Genomic DNA, 16,430 nt, shown 5'->3' on the forward strand with positions numbered 1-16,430 from the left:
CTGAGGTCCACGGTAGTATATAAAGAGCTTCAATATACTCACGCATTGGTATTATTTTTTTGTCGACCTCATCACCTTTTTCCTAAGTAAAATTCATTAGCTGAACTGGCACAAGACTAATACTTATCCTAGGGTTTAATCATGGCTTCCTGTATCACATTATTGCTTTTTTAAAGCAAAAAATGTGGTTATTTGAAAAAGGTAAAGAATATGGCTCCAGTCATAAGCGCACGCTTAATTCTTTTTTGCACCGCCTTTTCCATTCCTTCTGCAGCAAATGCCGCGACCGCGAATGGCACATTTCAAGTGCTTATGACTATTCAAAAGGCCTGTACCGTCACTACCGGTTCATCTTCAAATATTACTCTTGGGCCAGTTAATACCACTGCGACAAATACCAGCGCCAGTAACACAATTTCCATCAACTGCTCCAAAACTACTCCTTATTTTATTGGTCTGTCACCTTCAGCAGGCAATGGCGGTAATACAACAGGTGCAGGTGCTATGTCCTCTGTTGCTAACGCAGCGACGAACTCAGATAAAGTGCCTTATCAGTTGAATCAAACATCAGCAACAGGACCGGTCTGGGGGAATACTGCAACCACAACGTCTGTGGGAAATGGTGTTGCCTCAATCGGAACCGGACAGGGGCAAAACTTCACCGTTTATGCCACAGCACCAAGCGCCAACTTCACTCCTGACGACTATGCCGACACCGTAACGGTTAACGTTAACTATTAACCTCAGGAAGACAAATGATATTTAAACTGCCTGTTCAGCAGTGCGCCTGCACGTGCCTGCTAGGGTTAGCTATGAGCATAAACACCGCCACGGCAAGCGGACTTCAGATAGCACCTGTTACGTTAACGCTGCAGGCAACGCAAAACGCCGATGGGATCTGGTTAAGCAACGCGGGTGATAGCGTGCTCAATGCCCAGGTCCGGGTTTTTCGCTGGAGTCAGAGCGCTTACGGCGACAGGTTATCCCCCTCCCAGGGACTTGTTATAAGTCCACCGATGCTGGCATTAGCACCGGGTGAACGTCAGTTGATTCGCGTTATTCGCACCGCTCCGCCATCAACCCAGGCAGAAGATGCTTACCGGTTATCCATCGATGAATTACCGCCCACAAAATTACAAAAAAATAAGCTGCAATTTGTCCTGCATTATTCCGTGCCCGTTTTTATTCAGCCAGCCACACAGGCTGAAACCGAAGCAAAACTTCAATGGAAGTTACAACTACTGGATGGCAAAAAATTCCTTGAAGTCAGTAATCAGGGAAACGGACATGCACAATTATCTGCTGCAACTTTTATTAATCATAACGGTACCAAAAAAGTCATTACGTCGGGACTGCTAGGTTATGTTCTTCCAGGCTCAACTATGCGGTGGATATTATCCCCGTCCGCCAGTGATACCCATAATGGCGGTAAAGTTGAAGTAACAGTAAATGGCCAAAAAACAGTACAAGATCTCTGACTGGTCATGCTTTCTGCTGAAATTTTGCTTACTCAACGGAGCATTAATATCTGCCATGGTTTCCGCACAAGCGCTTAATAATAACCAGACAAAAAATGGCGTTATTAGTGACGCAACTCCACTTGTGGGTGCCGATTTATATCTTGATGTAACGTTAAATGGTAACCCCGTTGGGCTGGTTCACCTTGGCTATGATAATGGAAAACTCTACGCTGGCGCACAGACCTTGCGCCAGCTAGGTTTTCGCATACCACAGGAAACCTCCGGGCCTGTTAACCTGAACGACATCGACCAGTTAAATATTGACTACAACGTTCAGCAGCAAACCCTGGCGCTTACAGCACCATTGAGCGTACTTGATCTTGCCACCACTCAGCTTAACCCCCCTGCAGAGAACGCACCGATGGCATCATCATCGCGTGGGGCGTTACTCAATTATGATGTCTATGCGCAACAGGGGGATGAAAGCAGTTTTAACACCTTTAGCGAACTGCGCGCTTTCAACAGCTTAGGGGTATTAAGTACAACCCAGCTTACGCAATATTCTACTGTTGCAAATGCGAATAACACTTTTAACCGGCTGGATACCAGCTGGCGTTCCTCGTTTCCGCAGGACATGCTGGCGATCACCGTTGGCGATACCCTGACAAGCTCACTCGCCTGGTCCCGACCTACCCACATCGGCGGTATTCAGATTGGGACCGATTTTGGTCTGCAACCCTATATGTCAACCACCCCACTCCCCGCCTACCTCGGCTCCGCAACCGTCCCCTCGAACGTTGAGCTGTACGTCAACGGAGTCAGGTACTACAACGGAGAAGTTCCGGCCGGGAGTTTTCAGATAAACACCATGCCAAACATCAGTGGCGCGGGTACCGGCCAGGTGATGATGACAGACGCGCTGGGCAGAACAACGGTACAAAACTTCTCTTTTTATAACGATCAACAACTCCTGCGGGCAGGGCTAACATCCTGGTCAGCTGAGCTGGGCGCAGTCCGGGAGAATTACGGTTACTCCTCATTTGATTATGCCAGCGTCCCTGTACTCAGCGGTACCTGGCGTCGGGGGATCAGCAATACGTTCACCGCTGGCGTCCATGCAGAAACAAGTGATGGGCTTATTAATGCGGGTTTCAGTAATGACTGGATCCCCGGTAGCCGCAGCGGAACGCTGTCCACCGCACTGGCAGCCAGCGCCGACTCAGGGAAAAATGGTTTTTTGTACAGCGTGGGTTATCGCTGGTCTGCGGATAAATTTAATTTCAGCACCACTACCACCGCTACCTCCGGCGATTATCGGGACGTTGCCACCCATTATGGCGAGCCGCCGCCGACGCTGACCAGCAACACGGTTATTGGTTATTCAATGGCGTCTGCCGGGAATGTCAGCCTCAGCTACCTGCAGTTTCGCTATCCGCACGAAACGGCAGTGCGTTACGCCAACGCCAGTTGGTACAAATCTGTCACCGATAATGTCTCCCTCAATGCAGGCTTCAATCAGAACATTGATGATGACCGCGATCGCAGCATCTATCTGATGGTGACAGTCACCACCGGCAATAACCTGAGTGCCAGTAGCACCATACAACACACCAATAATGAAACCGGCTATCAGCTAAATGCCAGTCAGACACCGCCTGCCGACGGTGGATGGGGATGGAATATTGCCGCCAACCAACAGGCATCCCGCCAAAGCGGCCAGGGTGAGGTGGGATACCTGGGACGTTATGGGAAAGCATATACCGGCTTTAGTCGTTTACCGGACAACCACTATGGATATGCGGGGGTGACCGGTTCTCTGGTCACGATGGGCGGCGGCCTGTTTGCTGCCCGTGAAATCAATAATGGTTTTGCTGTGGTATCAACAGACGGCGTTCCTGACGTCCCTGTCAAACTGCAAAATAATCTTGTCGGGCACAGCGATGATCAGGGTCTGTTGTTAGTCACATCGTTGAACAGCTACCAAAGTAATCAGATCAGTATCGACCCGATGGATCTTCCCGCCAATATGCGGATCTCACGCGTTGAGGCTAACGCAACACCAGCGGATCGTTCCGGAACACTTGTCAGTTTTGGCATAACTCCCGTTCGCGCCGCACAAGTCATCCTGGTGGATGTTCAGGGTAAGGCGATTCCTGAGGGCAGCATGGCGAACGCTACCACCGGTTCGGGTCAGTCGTCTGTCGTCGGATTTGACGGTATGACCTGGTTCGACACGCTGGAACAACATAATCGTCTGCGCGTCGATACTGAAACCGGCAGTTGCAACGTGCAGTTTGACTACCCTCCTTCAGCAAAAGGCATTGTGCAGATAGGACCACTGGTATGCCGGTAAAAAGAACAGGAGAATTTTCTTGAGGTTAAGACATTGGCTACTCATGGTCGTTTTACCCGGATTTCCCGGAATAAGCTATGCAGTTACCTGTTCGGTAAGCAATGTTCAGCCAGTCAATTTTGGCTCCGTAAACCCGTTGTCGACGAATGGCGCGACATCAACAATGACGTTTGCCTATAGCTGCGCAAAGGAACTTGGCGACGTGCTTGCAGGGATCAATCTCTGCTTTAATATTGGCGCGTCAAACGTCAGCGGGCAGGTTACCACGCGCATTATGTCATTAAGCGGTACACCGGCCAGAACGCTAAACTATCAACTCTACCAGGACACCGGATACAGCAAAATCTGGGGGAGCCAGTATCAGTCGGGAACCACCTTCCCTATGGTGCAGCTTAATCTGCTGAATCTGACGCCGGTAACAGGCACGCTAACGGTATTCGCGAAGATTGCCACCCCACAAACCGCCGCAGTCCCCGGCAACTATCAGGATAGCTATACGTCAGCAACCGCCCTGGTCACCCTCAATCCAGGACTACTTTTCCCGCCTACCACCTGCGGCGATACCGTTGCCGCCAGGTTGCCTTTCAACGTATCGGCCGTAGTCACGAAACAATGCAATATCAGCTATGCCAACAACATTGCCTTTGATCCGGTTAAGGCGAGCCAGCGTAATGCCACCGCGACAGGCTCCCTCGGCGTGGCATGCTCCACGAGTACCCCTTATACCATTGGGTTAACGCCCTCCAACGGTAATACAACAGGCAGTGGCATTATGGCCGGTACGGGTGCGAACAACGATAAGGTACCCTATCTGCTTAGCTCGACACCGGGGCCATCCGGTACAGTGTGGGGCAATACATCCCTCAATAACGTGGCAGGAACCGGCACGGGTTCAACCACCGCTTATCCGGTTTACGCCACTGTTCCCAGCGCGAACTATACCCCTGACAACTATGCCGACACCGTCACCATTTCTGTCACCTACTGACGCGCTGAACCGTCACCAAAAAACAACAAAAGAAAGCACAAATCATTATCATATTATTTACTTTTAGAGGTGCGTCATAAATCTGACAAATAGCACGCCTTAGGCATCATGCAGATTATGTGCATCAATTATCTATAAAAGCGCAGATTACGCCTTTAATATAAATAATTATTCATTAAGACTTTGCGTCAGCACCGAATTTTTGGCGGAGATTTCGTTTCTGGATGAGCCGACTCTTTGAAAAAATGTTAAATTTAAGTTTATATGGTGAGATTCACTGTATACCACGGCTAAATTAAGAACATATTACTTTTATAACTAAGGTTTATCATGGATAAGTTATCTTACGCTTCAGATAGCAGCACATCTGCCTGGAATACCTACCTGCAACAAATCGAGCGTGTGGCCCCTTACCTGGGCGAACTTTCCCATTGGGTGGATACCCTGCGTCACCCAAAACGCGCTTTGATTGTCGATATCCCGGTACAGATGGATGACGGTACCATCCGCCATTTCGAAGGATACCGCGTGCAGCACAACCTCTCACGAGGTCCTGGTAAAGGTGGTGTGCGTTATCATCCTGATGTTGATCTTAATGAAGTGATGGCCCTTTCTGCGTGGATGACCATCAAATGCGCAGCGCTGAACCTGCCCTACGGCGGCGCAAAAGGCGGCGTTCGCGTCGATCCGTTTAGCCTGTCCGAAGGCGAACTGGAGCGTTTGACCCGTCGCTATACCAGCGAAATCGGCATTATCATCGGGCCGCAGAAAGATATTCCTGCGCCGGATGTTGGTACTAACGGCAAAGTCATGGCCTGGATGATGGATACCTATTCCATGAACCACGGCACCACTGTGACCAGCGTGGTCACCGGTAAACCTATCCACCTCGGTGGCTCTCTGGGTCGTGATAAAGCAACCGGCCGCGGCGTTTTTGTTAGTGGTCTGGAAGTGGCACGCCGTGCAAACATCATGGTTGAAGGCGCTCGCGTGGCAGTGCAAGGTTTTGGTAACGTCGGCAGTGAAGCCGCCCGTCTGTTCGCAGCCGCGGGCGCTCGCGTCGTGGCGATTCAGGACCATACCGCTACGCTGTTTAACGCCACCGGGATCGATATGACCGCCCTCACCGCCTGGCAACTGGAGCACAAACAGATTGCCGGTTTCCCGGGTGCAGAAACAATTGCCAGCGAAACCTTCTGGAGCCTGGAGATGGATATTCTGATCCCAGCAGCACTCGAAGGCCAGATTACCCGCCACCGCGCGGAGACGCTGACCTGTAAGCTGGTGCTCGAAGGCGCAAACGGCCCAACTTATCCGGATGCCGATGACGTTCTGGCAAGCCGCGGTATTGTCGTCGTACCTGACGTTGTTTGTAACGCGGGCGGCGTAACCGTCAGCTATTTCGAATGGGTTCAGGACATGGCAAGTTTCTTCTGGAGTGAGGAAGAGATCAACGCGCGTATGGATAAAATCATGACCGATGCGATGGTGCACGTCTGGGAGAAAGCGGCTGAGAAATCCTGCTCCCTGCGTACCGCTGCCTACATCGTGGCGTGTGAGCGAATTCTGTTGGCTCGTAAAGATCGTGGTATTTACCCGGGCTAATGCCAGGCCAATCCTAAAAGACCACCTGCTCAGCAGGTGGTTTTATCTCTACAATACCCATCACGTTCACTTTCTGCGATAAACGCTGCCTAACCTCTCATTTCTGCTGATTTATGCACCAATACGTTCCAATACGGAACATTGCAAGCCATGAATGTTCCGTATTGAAACATACATGCCGTCAATTTTCTTTTGACTACCCTCGTGCACAATAACCTTATCGGCAGCGAGCGGTCGCCGTGCGTTGTACACAACCGATACCCTACATCAGATGTCTGCCCGATTTATGCAGCCATCTCAGGACTGTCTGCGGAGCATAAAAAATGAAAAAATTGATTAACCGTGTTGAAGACGTACTGAATGAACAACTCGCGGGACTGGCAAAAGCCTACCCTTCACTGTCACTGCATCAGGACCCTGTGTACGTTACTCGCGCAGACGCGCCGGTGATGGGTAAAGTGGCGCTGCTCTCTGGTGGCGGCAGCGGACACGAGCCGATGCATTGCGGTTATATTGGTCAGGGCATGCTTTCCGGTGCCTGTCCGGGTGAGATCTTCACCTCACCAACGCCTGACAAAATGTTCGAATGCGCAATGCAAATTGACGGTGGCGAAGGCGTCCTGCTCATCATCAAAAATTACACCGGTGACATTCTTAACTTCGAAACCGCTACCGAGCTGTTGCATGAAAGCGGCGTAAAAGTCACCACGATGGTGGTGGATGATGATGTTGCGGTAAAAGATAGCCTGTATACCGCGGGTCGCCGTGGCGTCGCCAATACGGTACTGATCGAAAAACTGGTTGGTGCTGCCGCTGAACGTGGAGATTCACTGGAAGCCTGCGCGGCGCTGGGTCGCAAACTGAATAATCTGGGTCATTCCATTGGTATCGCTATCAGCGCGTGTACCGTTCCTGCCGCCGGACAACCCTCTTTCACCCTACAGGACAATGAGATGGAGTTCGGCGTCGGTATTCATGGGGAACCCGGGATTGACCGTCGCCCCTTCTCTTCCCTTGACCAGACCGTGGATGAAATGTTCGATACCCTGCTGGAAAACGGTAGCTACAGCCGCTCATTACGTCACTGGGATAACGTCCAGGGTGCCTGGCAGGAAGGCAAAGAAACCAAGCAACCGCTACAGGATGGCGATCGCGTCATTGCGCTGGTCAATAACCTTGGTGCAACGCCGTTGTCCGAACTTTTTGGCGTGTATAACCGTCTTGAAAGCCGCTGTCAGGATGCAGGCATCATTATCGAACGCAACCTGATCGGTTCTTACTGCACCTCTCTGGATATGACCGGCTTCTCAATCACCCTGTTAAAAGTGGATGACGACACGCTGAACTTATGGGATGCACCGGTTCACACCCCTGCTCTTAACTGGGGTAAATAAGGAGATTCATGATGTCCCTCAACAGAACACAAATTGTTAACTGGCTCTATCGTTGCGGTGAAATATTCACCACAGAAAGTGATTTCCTGACCGGACTTGATCGGGAGATTGGTGATGCAGACCACGGCCTGAATATGCACCGTGGCTTCAGTAAAGTGGTCGAAAAATTACCGTCAATTGCGGACAAAGACATCGGCTTTATTTTGAAGAACACCGGAATGGTGCTGCTTTCAAGCGTCGGAGGTGCCAGTGGCCCGCTGTTCGGCACCTTTTTCATCCGCGCGGCGCAGGTGACTCAGGCACACCAGAGTCTGACGCTTGAGGAACTTTATCAAATGATACGCGATGGCGCTGAAGGTGTGATCAGCCGGGGTAAAGCAGAGCCTGGTGACAAAACGATGTGCGATGTTTGGGTGCCGGTGGTTGAGTCGTTGCGCCAGTCCTGTGAACAGAAGCTAACGGTACAGGCAGCGCTGGAAGCAGCAAGCCAGCAAGCGGAAGCGGCGGCGCAAAGCACTATTACGATGCAGGCACGCAAAGGCCGCGCCAGCTATCTGGGTGAGCGCAGCATTGGGCATCAGGACCCTGGAGCAACGTCCGTTATGTTTATGGTGCAGATGCTGGCTCAGGCATCCAGAGAGTAAGGATAAAGCGATGGTAAACCTGGTTATTGTGTCTCATAGCGCTCAGTTGGGCGAAGGCGTCGGTGCGTTAGCCCGGCAGATGTTAATGGGTGACGGCTGTAAACTGGCGATTGCCGCGGGCATTGACGATCCTGAGAACCCCATCGGCACCGATCCTATTAAGGTAATGGAAGCCATTGAGTCAGTGGCGGATACCGATCATGTTCTGGTAATGATGGATATTGGTAGCGCATTACTGAGTGCGGAAACGGCGCTGGAGTTACTCGATCCGGCGATTGCCGCAAAGGGACGTTTATGCGCCGCCCCTCTGGTTGAAGGCACGCTGGCAGCGACGGTCAGTGCTGCTGCGGGGGCCGATATCGAGCGGGTCATCAAGGATGCCATGAACGCCCTCGACGCTAAATATGAGCAACTGGGTTTACCTTCGTCATCTCCGGAGAAAACCGCACCGGCTGCACTGTCAGCCGACGCGGATGCACGTTCGGTTGCCGTAGTAGTGAAGAATCCCAACGGCATACACGTCCGCCCGGCGTCAAAGCTGGTCTCCACCCTGTCTGTTTTCAACGCTGACATGTTGCTGGAGAAAAACGGTAAGTGCGTAGTCCCTGACAGCCTTAACCAAATCGCCCTGCTTCAGGTGCGTTGTAACGATACGCTGCGACTCATTGCCAAAGGTGAACAGGCGGACGATGCGCTGGCAGCATTCCAGCAGCTTGCAGCAGAGAATTTTGGCGAGACCATAGAAAAACCACATGCTGACAAATTGGCACATTCAACGCCCTCGCAGGTAACCGGTATGGCCTTCTGTTACACACCGTTCTCGCCGGAAATCCCCTGTCATGCAACAGCAAATATGCAGGAAGAACAGCAGCAGTTACAGGTAGCTATACGCAAGACACTGGACGACCTGAGCTTTCTGACAGCTCTCGCGGAAGAAAAATATTCCGCCGATATCGCCGCAATTTTTTCTGGTCACCACACCCTGTTGGATGATCCTGAGCTGTATGATATGGCCTGCGATCTGATGCGTGAAAAACAGTGTAGCGCCGGGTATGCCTGGCAAAACGTTCTGAACGATCTGCGCCAGCAGTATCTCCAGCTCGACGATCCGTATCTACAGGCACGATATATTGATATTGAAGATTTGCTGTCCCGTTCGCTGAGGCATCTGACTGGGGAACATGCGCAAATCCCCACATTTGTTCGCCCAACAATCCTGGTCGCGGATGCCATTTACCCCTCTACCGTGTTGCAGCTCGATCCGCTGACTGTTAAAGGCATCTGCCTGCGAGACGGGAGCGAGACTTCTCATTCGGCGATTATTGCACGTGAAATGGGCATCTGCTGTATTTGCCAGCAAGGCGAAGCACTCGACGCGATTCAAACGGGTAACACCCTGACCCTTGACTGCGTGGCGAATAGACTGGTCTTTGTGAACTGATACTCACCGCACACCCTTACCGTCTGGGTGTGCGGCTTCCCCTGGGTACATCAGGAAATGTCTGTTTGTTCGCAAAATAGGGCCTCAATCACGCGCAACGGCCAATCCTGAACTAAGGTTCTCTCATGGTAAATGCCGCTACTTCGGCACGCCGCTAAGGAGATTAACCGATGATAACGCCAGCAATTCGCCATCCTGGCATGCTCTCTGTCGCAATAAAACTGACACTCGCAAGTACCCTTTTCGCCTTTAGCTCGTTTGCCGTTAATGCCGCGGAACAGCCAACCGACGCACCTCAGCCTCCTGATATCCTGCTCGGCCCCCTGTTTAATGATGTGCAAACAGCGAAACTATTCCCCGATCAGAAGACCTTTGCCGACGCTGTACCCAACAGCGATCCGTTAATGATCCTCGCTGATTACCGGATGCAGAAAAATCAATCCGGTTTCGATTTACGCCATTTTGTGAATGTAAACTTTACACTGCCCAAAGAGGGTGAAAAATACGTGCCGCCTGCAGGACAGTCACTCCGTGAGCATATCGATGGGCTGTGGCCGGTGTTAACGCGTTCAACAACAGATGCCGGGAAATGGGATTCGTTGCTACCACTGCCCGAACCTTATGTCGTACCCGGCGGTCGTTTTCGCGAAATTTATTACTGGGACAGCTATTTCACCATGCTGGGGCTTGCTGAAAGCAATCACTGGGACAAGGTTTCCGACATGGTGGCGAACTTTGCTTACGAAATCGACACATGGGGACACATACCTAACGGTAACCGTACCTACTATCTAAGTCGTTCTCAGCCTCCGTTCTTCGCCTTTATGGTCGAACTGCTGGCACAACATGATGGTGATGATGCTCTGAAAAAATATCTGCCGCAGATGCTCAAAGAGTACACGTACTGGATGGAAGGCGTCGAAACTCTCCAGCCTGGCCAGCAGAACAAGCGTGTCGTCAAACTGGCTGACGGAACCATTTTGAACCGCTACTGGGATGACCGCGATACACCAAGACCGGAGTCCTGGGTTGAGGACATCGCGACCGTCAAAAGCAACCCGAACCGCCCCGCCACAGAAATTTATCGCGACCTGCGATCTGCCGCGGCTTCGGGCTGGGATTTCAGTTCACGCTGGATGGATAATCCCAGCCAGTTGAGCTCCATTCGCACCACCAGCATCGTCCCGGTAGACCTCAATGCGTTGCTTTATAAAATGGAAAAAATGATCGCCCTCGCCAGTAAAGCCGCAGGCGACGACGCGAAGGCTGCGCAATACGAAGGCTTCGCCAACGCCCGGCAAAAAGGGATCGAAACCTGGTTATGGAATGATAAAGAAGGCTGGTACGCCGACTACGATCTGCAAAGTAAGAAAGTACGTAATCAGCTGACTGCCGCCACGCTGTTCCCGCTGTATGTCAATGCGGCAGCAAAGGATCGAGCCAGTAAAGTCGCTACTGCAACCCAGAAGCACCTGCTGCAACCCGGCGGTGTGGCTACCACGTCGGTGAAAAGTGGCCAACAGTGGGATGCCCCTAATGGCTGGGCTCCCCTGCAGTGGGTTGCCGCCTCCGGGCTACAAAACTATGGTCAGGATAACGTCGCCATGGACGTGACCTGGCGCTTCCTCACTAACGTTCAGCACACCTACGACCGTGAGAAAAAGCTGGTTGAAAAATATGACGTGAGCACCACTGGCACCGGCGGTGGTGGTGGCGAGTATCCGTTGCAGGACGGCTTTGGCTGGACCAACGGCGTGACATTAAAAATGCTCGATCTGATTTGTGCCAAAGAAAAACCCTGTGACAACGTTCCATCAACGCGCCCAACGCCTGCCAGCGTTACACAGACCGAAACCCAAAAGCAGACTCAAACAACCCCATAACGTGCATGTATTGCCCGAAAATCCGCGCGTCGCCGCGGATTTTTTATTTCAGTCTCCCTCTCTTTTCACTGTCCCCATTGCACATAACTCTTACGGGTTACCCGGGATTTTCATCAGTGTGAAATTGATTCTGAACATGTTTTTATTCGCTATATATGTAAATATATAGCGAATTTATCACCGTTCAGGATGAATATAATGCCACTGACAAGACGGATGTTTGCCCAGCTCGTGGCCTCTGCGCTGCTTTTACGCCACTTTCCGGCCAGCGCCCGTACGCCGCTCACCGTTGCTATCGGTTCCTCTCCCGGGACTAACGCTATTCAACGCGTGGTGAGCGCCGGAACTCCCGCTGATGTACTGCTGTTAGCCGTCGCACCGGAAAAGCTGGTGGGATTTTCATCCTTTGATCTCTCCCACCAGGCTGCCATTCCTTTGTCAGATAACATCCGGGCATTACCCAAACTGGGCAGGCTGGCGGGTCGTGCCAGCACATTGTCTCTTGAAGCATTGCTGGCGCTGAAGCCCGATCTGGTCGTTGATTGCGGTAATGCGGACGAAACCTGGCTTTCACAGGCAAAGCAGGTCTACGCGCAAACGCAGATACCGTGGCTGCTGATTAACGGCGAACTTCGACAAACTCCGCAACAACTGCACGCCGCGGGTAAAGCACTGGGCACGGAAACGCGAACAGCAGCCCAGGCAGCACTTGCCCAGAAATTCATTGATGAAGCCGATATTTTTTCGCGCTCTCCAACCGCCAAACTGCGTTTTTATGCCGCTCGCGGCGCCAGAGGACTTGAAACGGGGTTACAAGGCTCACTGCACACCGAAGCCGCAGAGCTACTGGGATTACACAATGTAGCGCAAATCCCAGGACGGCACGGACTGGCGCAGGTGTCGATGGAAAACCTGCTGAGCTGGCAGCCCGATATCATCCTGGTGCAGGATGCGATTACAGCACAGTACCTGCGAGAAGATCCGGTCTGGCAAGGGGTAAAGGCCGTCGCCGATAAACGTATTCTTTTTCTCAGCGGTCTGCCGTTTGGTTGGCTCGATGCGCCTCCCGGCATCAACCGTTTACTGGGTTTACGCCGCCTGCACGCCTGGCTTGACCCACTGGTAAATGCAAGCTTTCAGGATGACATGCAGCGCTATTCACAGCTGTTCTGGCATACCTCTTTAAGCGAATCGCAGTATCAACAACTGGTGGCGGTCTGATGAGAACAACGACACTCAGTCTCCTGATGATTGTGACCATTGCGCTTTGTGTGGTTGTCGCTGTGCTTTCCGGAGCCTATCGGCTGGATATTCAGCATGTGATGGCGCTCATTGTCAGCCAGGAGGGTGTGACGGCACAGGATAAAATCGTCTTCTGGCAAATTCGTCTGCCGCGTATTGTGGCCGCGCTGCTACTGGGGGCGGCACTGGCCGGAGCAGGCACAACCTATCAGGGAATGTTCCGTAATCCGCTGGTCTCACCAGATATTCTTGGCGTCGCGGCTGGTGCCGGTTTAGGTGCCTGCTCGGCCATCCTGCTGGGTTTGCCGATACTGTTTATTCAGCTTTACGCATTCGTCGGAGGTTTGCTGGTAGTCGCGGGCGTCTGGCTCATTACCCGCCGTGTTTCCCGCCACGATCCGGTATTAACGCTGGTACTGGTTGGGATTGCGCTGGGAACAGTATGTGGCGCGGGAATTTCGCTTATCAAGACGCTGGCTGACCCATATACCCAGCTCCCTTCGATTACCTTCTGGCTACTCGGCGGTTTATCCACCATTACGCAACATGACCTTTGGTTTTCAGCGCCGCTGATCGTGGCAGGTTCGATTCCGCTTTTGCTGCTGCGATGGCGCATGAACCTGCTTACGCTCTCGGATGATGAAGCACGATCACTGGGAATTAACGTTTCTCGGCTGCGGCTGGGGTTGATCGTCTGCGCCACGCTCATTACCGCCAGTACCGTCGCCATTGCGGGCATTATCGGCTGGATTGGGCTGGTTGTGCCGCATATCGGCAGACTCCTCACCGGTAACAATCACCAGCAGTTACTGCCTGTTTCAATGGGAATTGGTGCCATTTTACTGCTGTTGACCGACACCCTCGCGCGCACGCTTAGCAGCACGGAAATCCCTCTTGGGATCCTGACGGCCTTTATTGGTGCCCCCTTCTTTTTGTTACTGCTCCTGCGGGGTGGTCGCCCATGACGCTGCTAACCGTGTGCAACGCTTCGCTGGGATATTCTGCCCAACACCCGGTGTTGCGCAATGTCTCGTTCAACGTCTGCGAGGGGGCAATTTGCTGTCTGCTTGGCGCAAACGGTAGCGGAAAAACCACGCTGATGCGCACGCTCCTTGGCGTTATCCGGCCACTCCACGGCGATATTTTACTGGATGGCGTAGCGGTGAATCTTCTCAGCGAACGTGAGCGCGCGGGTGCCATCGCCTGGGTCCCGCAAGCCCACGACGGCGCTTTTGCCTTCACCGTTCTGGATATGGTGATGATGGGACTGACCCCGCAGATGGCCGCCTTTGCAGTCCCTGGCGTAAAAGAGCGCGAAATTGCATATCAGCAACTGGAGCTGTTGGGGATCCCCCATCTGTCAGCCAGACGCTGGAACACGCTGAGTGGCGGTGAACGCCAGTTAGTGCTGATTGCCCGCGCGCTGGCGCAGCACCCACGTTTACTGTTGCTTGATGAACCGGCCTCCAGCCTCGATTTTGGTCATCAGATCCGCCTGCTCGACACGCTGGTTACACTGAAGAAGAGCGGAATGGCCCTGTTAATGTCCACTCACCACCCATTGCATGCGCGAGCAATAGCCGACAGCGTAGTGCGCATCGAACCAGACGGGCTGGTATCGCAAGGACTTCCCGAACAACAACTCGCCACAGATCGGCTGGCAACGCTGTACCGCGTCGCCCCTTCTCAAATCCACCACCACCTCTTTGGCACCCAACAATAAGGAATCACGATGCTCATTGACGACATTGATTTTGCTGACCTTTACCGTAAACAGTTACTTCTGGCGAACCGAACCGAGAAAAAGCCGGAGCACTGGGATAAACGTGCGGAAAAAATGGCAGAGAATTGCGCCTCATTAACCGACAGCTATCTGCAACAGCTGCTGGGAAAAATTAATCTTGAAGGTGTTGGATCACTGTTCGATATGGGCTGCGGTCCTGGTACGGTCTCACTGGCATTGGCAAAAAAGATCCCGACAATATACGGCGTGGATTATAGCCAGGGAATGCTGAGCGTGGCCGCCCGTCGCGCCGGGCAGATGGGAGGCAGCCATGTCCACTGGGTGCAACGTTCCTGGGAGGAACACTGGGACGATTTGCCCCCATGCGATATCGCCGTAGCGTCCCGCTCCACGCTGGTCGCCGATATGCGCCAGGCGATGACAAAACTGAACAATCAGGCGCGGCTGCGGGTTTACACCACCCATCTCGTGAGTTCTTCGTTTGTTTCTCCCACCATTCAGCGCGCACTGGGCCGCGAGGTGATTGAGCTTCCTAACTATATCTACGCGTTAAACGTTTTATACCAGATGGGCATCCACGCCCACGTTGATTTTATCCGGGGGCCGAACTGTCAGCAGGACAACAGCACCTGGTCCCGCTTTCTGGAAAATGTGCGCTGGAGTATGGGCGATCTCAGTGAAGATGAGGTTGATCGTCTGGATACCTGGTATCAGCAACAGGATCCCCGCGCCATTGCTCCCGCCAGTCGCGACTGGGCGCTGATCTGGTGGGACAGCGTCGCCCCGGAGGCGCTGCGATGATTTACTTTTCTCAGGCGCAGACCGACGCCTTGTTACTGGAAGATATTCAAGGGGGCGACCTGACTACCCGGGCACTGGGTATCGGTGCACAACCGGGAGTCATGGAATTCTGTCATCGCCAGGGCGGGTGCGTCAGCGGCATTACCATCGCCAGACAAATGCTTCATTCACTGGGACTGACCGTCACTGAACAACTGGCGGAGGGTGAACGGGCGACCGCCGGTCAGTTAGTTATTCGCGCACACGGGAATGCGGCCGCGCTACATCAGGGCTGGAAAGCCGTACAAAATGTTCTGGAATGGAGTTGCGGCGTTTCAGACTATCTCGACAATATGTTGACCATTGTTCGTAGCCGCTACCCTGACGCCCAGATAGCCTGTACCCGAAAAGCGATTCCTGGCACCCGAATGCTGGCCACACAAGCGATTCTCGCGGCGGGAGGGATTATCCACCGAGGCGGATGTGCCGAATCCGTACTGCTTTTTGCTAATCATCGCCGTTTTCTTGCTAACGAAAACAACTGGGCTGACGCTATCGCACAGTTGCGACGTCATGCGCCGGAAAAAAAGATTGTGGTCGAAGCGGACAATCCCACAGAGGCGCTGGACGCGCTACGCGCCGCGCCCGATGTTCTGCAGCTCGACAAGTTTAGCCCTGAACAGGCCGCTGAGATTGCACGCATAGCCCCTTCTCTGGCCCCCCATTGCACGCTGGCGCTGACTGGCGGCATTACTCTCGCCACCCTGGCGAGTTACCTCGATTGCGGCATCAGACTCTTTATCACTTCCGCACCTTACTACGCCCCACCAGCGGATATCAAAGTCACCCTGAGTCCGGAAGCTCGCGGTATTTAACATTCATAAATGGACTAAAAA

Annotated in this window: 14 protein-coding genes; all 14 read left to right on the forward strand. The window is 52.8% G+C overall.

The genetic code is table 11. The features are described from left to right. The first annotated feature begins 210 nt into the window (after positions 1–210). The 14 genes from LG384_RS12770 (at position 211) to modD (ending at position 16,409) form a co-directional block, all read left to right on the forward strand. The gene (locus tag LG384_RS12770; protein WP_045443808.1) at positions 211–741 is read left to right on the forward strand and encodes a spore coat protein U domain-containing protein; all 531 of its coding nucleotides are present in this window, start codon (positions 211–213) and stop codon (positions 739–741) included. A gap of 14 nt (positions 742–755) precedes the next feature. Continuing rightward, positions 756–1,478, forward strand: coding sequence for a molecular chaperone (locus tag LG384_RS12775; RefSeq protein WP_045443811.1), 723 nt, complete (start codon positions 756–758; stop codon positions 1,476–1,478). Between the two features lie 55 nt (positions 1,479–1,533). Then, positions 1,534–3,813 carry a fimbria/pilus outer membrane usher protein gene (locus LG384_RS12780; protein ID WP_225761307.1) on the forward strand — a complete coding sequence of 760 codons (2,280 nt, stop codon included), beginning with the start codon at positions 1,534–1,536 and terminating at the stop codon, positions 3,811–3,813. Positions 3,814–3,832: 19 nt separating this feature from the next. Beyond that, on the forward strand, positions 3,833–4,801 hold the full coding sequence (locus LG384_RS12785) for a spore coat protein U domain-containing protein (protein WP_225760999.1): 969 nt from the start codon (positions 3,833–3,835) through the stop codon (positions 4,799–4,801). Between the two features lie 330 nt (positions 4,802–5,131). After that, positions 5,132–6,406: a Glu/Leu/Phe/Val dehydrogenase gene (locus LG384_RS12790; RefSeq protein ID WP_045443817.1), complete on the forward strand. Its 1,275-nt coding sequence runs from the start codon at positions 5,132–5,134 to the stop codon at positions 6,404–6,406. 323 nt (positions 6,407–6,729) lie between these two features. After that, complete coding sequence (dhaK, locus tag LG384_RS12795; RefSeq protein WP_045443820.1) at positions 6,730–7,800, forward strand: dihydroxyacetone kinase subunit DhaK; 1,071 nt, start codon at positions 6,730–6,732, stop codon at positions 7,798–7,800. 11 nt (positions 7,801–7,811) lie between these two features. Continuing rightward, positions 7,812–8,444, forward strand: a complete 633-nt coding sequence (gene dhaL, locus LG384_RS12800) for a dihydroxyacetone kinase subunit DhaL (protein WP_048221336.1) — start codon at positions 7,812–7,814, stop codon at positions 8,442–8,444. 10 nt (positions 8,445–8,454) lie between these two features. Beyond that, positions 8,455–9,885: a dihydroxyacetone kinase phosphoryl donor subunit DhaM gene (gene dhaM, locus LG384_RS12805; protein WP_225761000.1), complete on the forward strand. Its 1,431-nt coding sequence runs from the start codon at positions 8,455–8,457 to the stop codon at positions 9,883–9,885. 170 nt (positions 9,886–10,055) lie between these two features. Then, positions 10,056–11,768 (forward strand): alpha,alpha-trehalase, encoded by a 1,713-nt coding sequence (locus tag LG384_RS12810; RefSeq protein ID WP_225761001.1) that lies wholly within the window; start codon positions 10,056–10,058, stop codon positions 11,766–11,768. Positions 11,769–11,966: 198 nt separating this feature from the next. After that, entirely contained in the window at positions 11,967–12,989 is a 1,023-nt protein-coding gene (locus tag LG384_RS12815; RefSeq protein WP_225761002.1) for an iron ABC transporter substrate-binding protein, read from the forward strand. A gap of 26 nt (positions 12,990–13,015) precedes the next feature. After that, entirely contained in the window at positions 13,016–13,975 is a 960-nt protein-coding gene (locus tag LG384_RS12820) for a FecCD family ABC transporter permease (RefSeq protein WP_370637149.1), read from the forward strand. Next, positions 13,972–14,733 (forward strand): ABC transporter ATP-binding protein, encoded by a 762-nt coding sequence (locus LG384_RS12825; RefSeq protein WP_225761004.1) that lies wholly within the window; start codon positions 13,972–13,974, stop codon positions 14,731–14,733. The genes LG384_RS12820 and LG384_RS12825 overlap by 4 nt, the downstream gene beginning before the upstream one ends. Positions 14,734–14,742: 9 nt before the next feature. Further along, entirely contained in the window at positions 14,743–15,555 is an 813-nt protein-coding gene (locus LG384_RS12830) for a trans-aconitate 2-methyltransferase (RefSeq protein ID WP_225761005.1), read from the forward strand. Further along, on the forward strand, positions 15,552–16,409 hold the full coding sequence (modD, locus tag LG384_RS12835; RefSeq protein WP_048221329.1) for a ModD protein: 858 nt from the start codon (positions 15,552–15,554) through the stop codon (positions 16,407–16,409). The genes LG384_RS12830 and modD overlap by 4 nt, the downstream gene beginning before the upstream one ends. The last annotated feature ends 21 nt before the right edge of the window (positions 16,410–16,430 follow it).

This window comes from Citrobacter sp. Marseille-Q3906, from assembly GCF_916618775.1.
In the GTDB taxonomy this organism is placed as follows: Bacteria; Pseudomonadota; Gammaproteobacteria; order Enterobacterales; family Enterobacteriaceae; genus Citrobacter; species Citrobacter murliniae.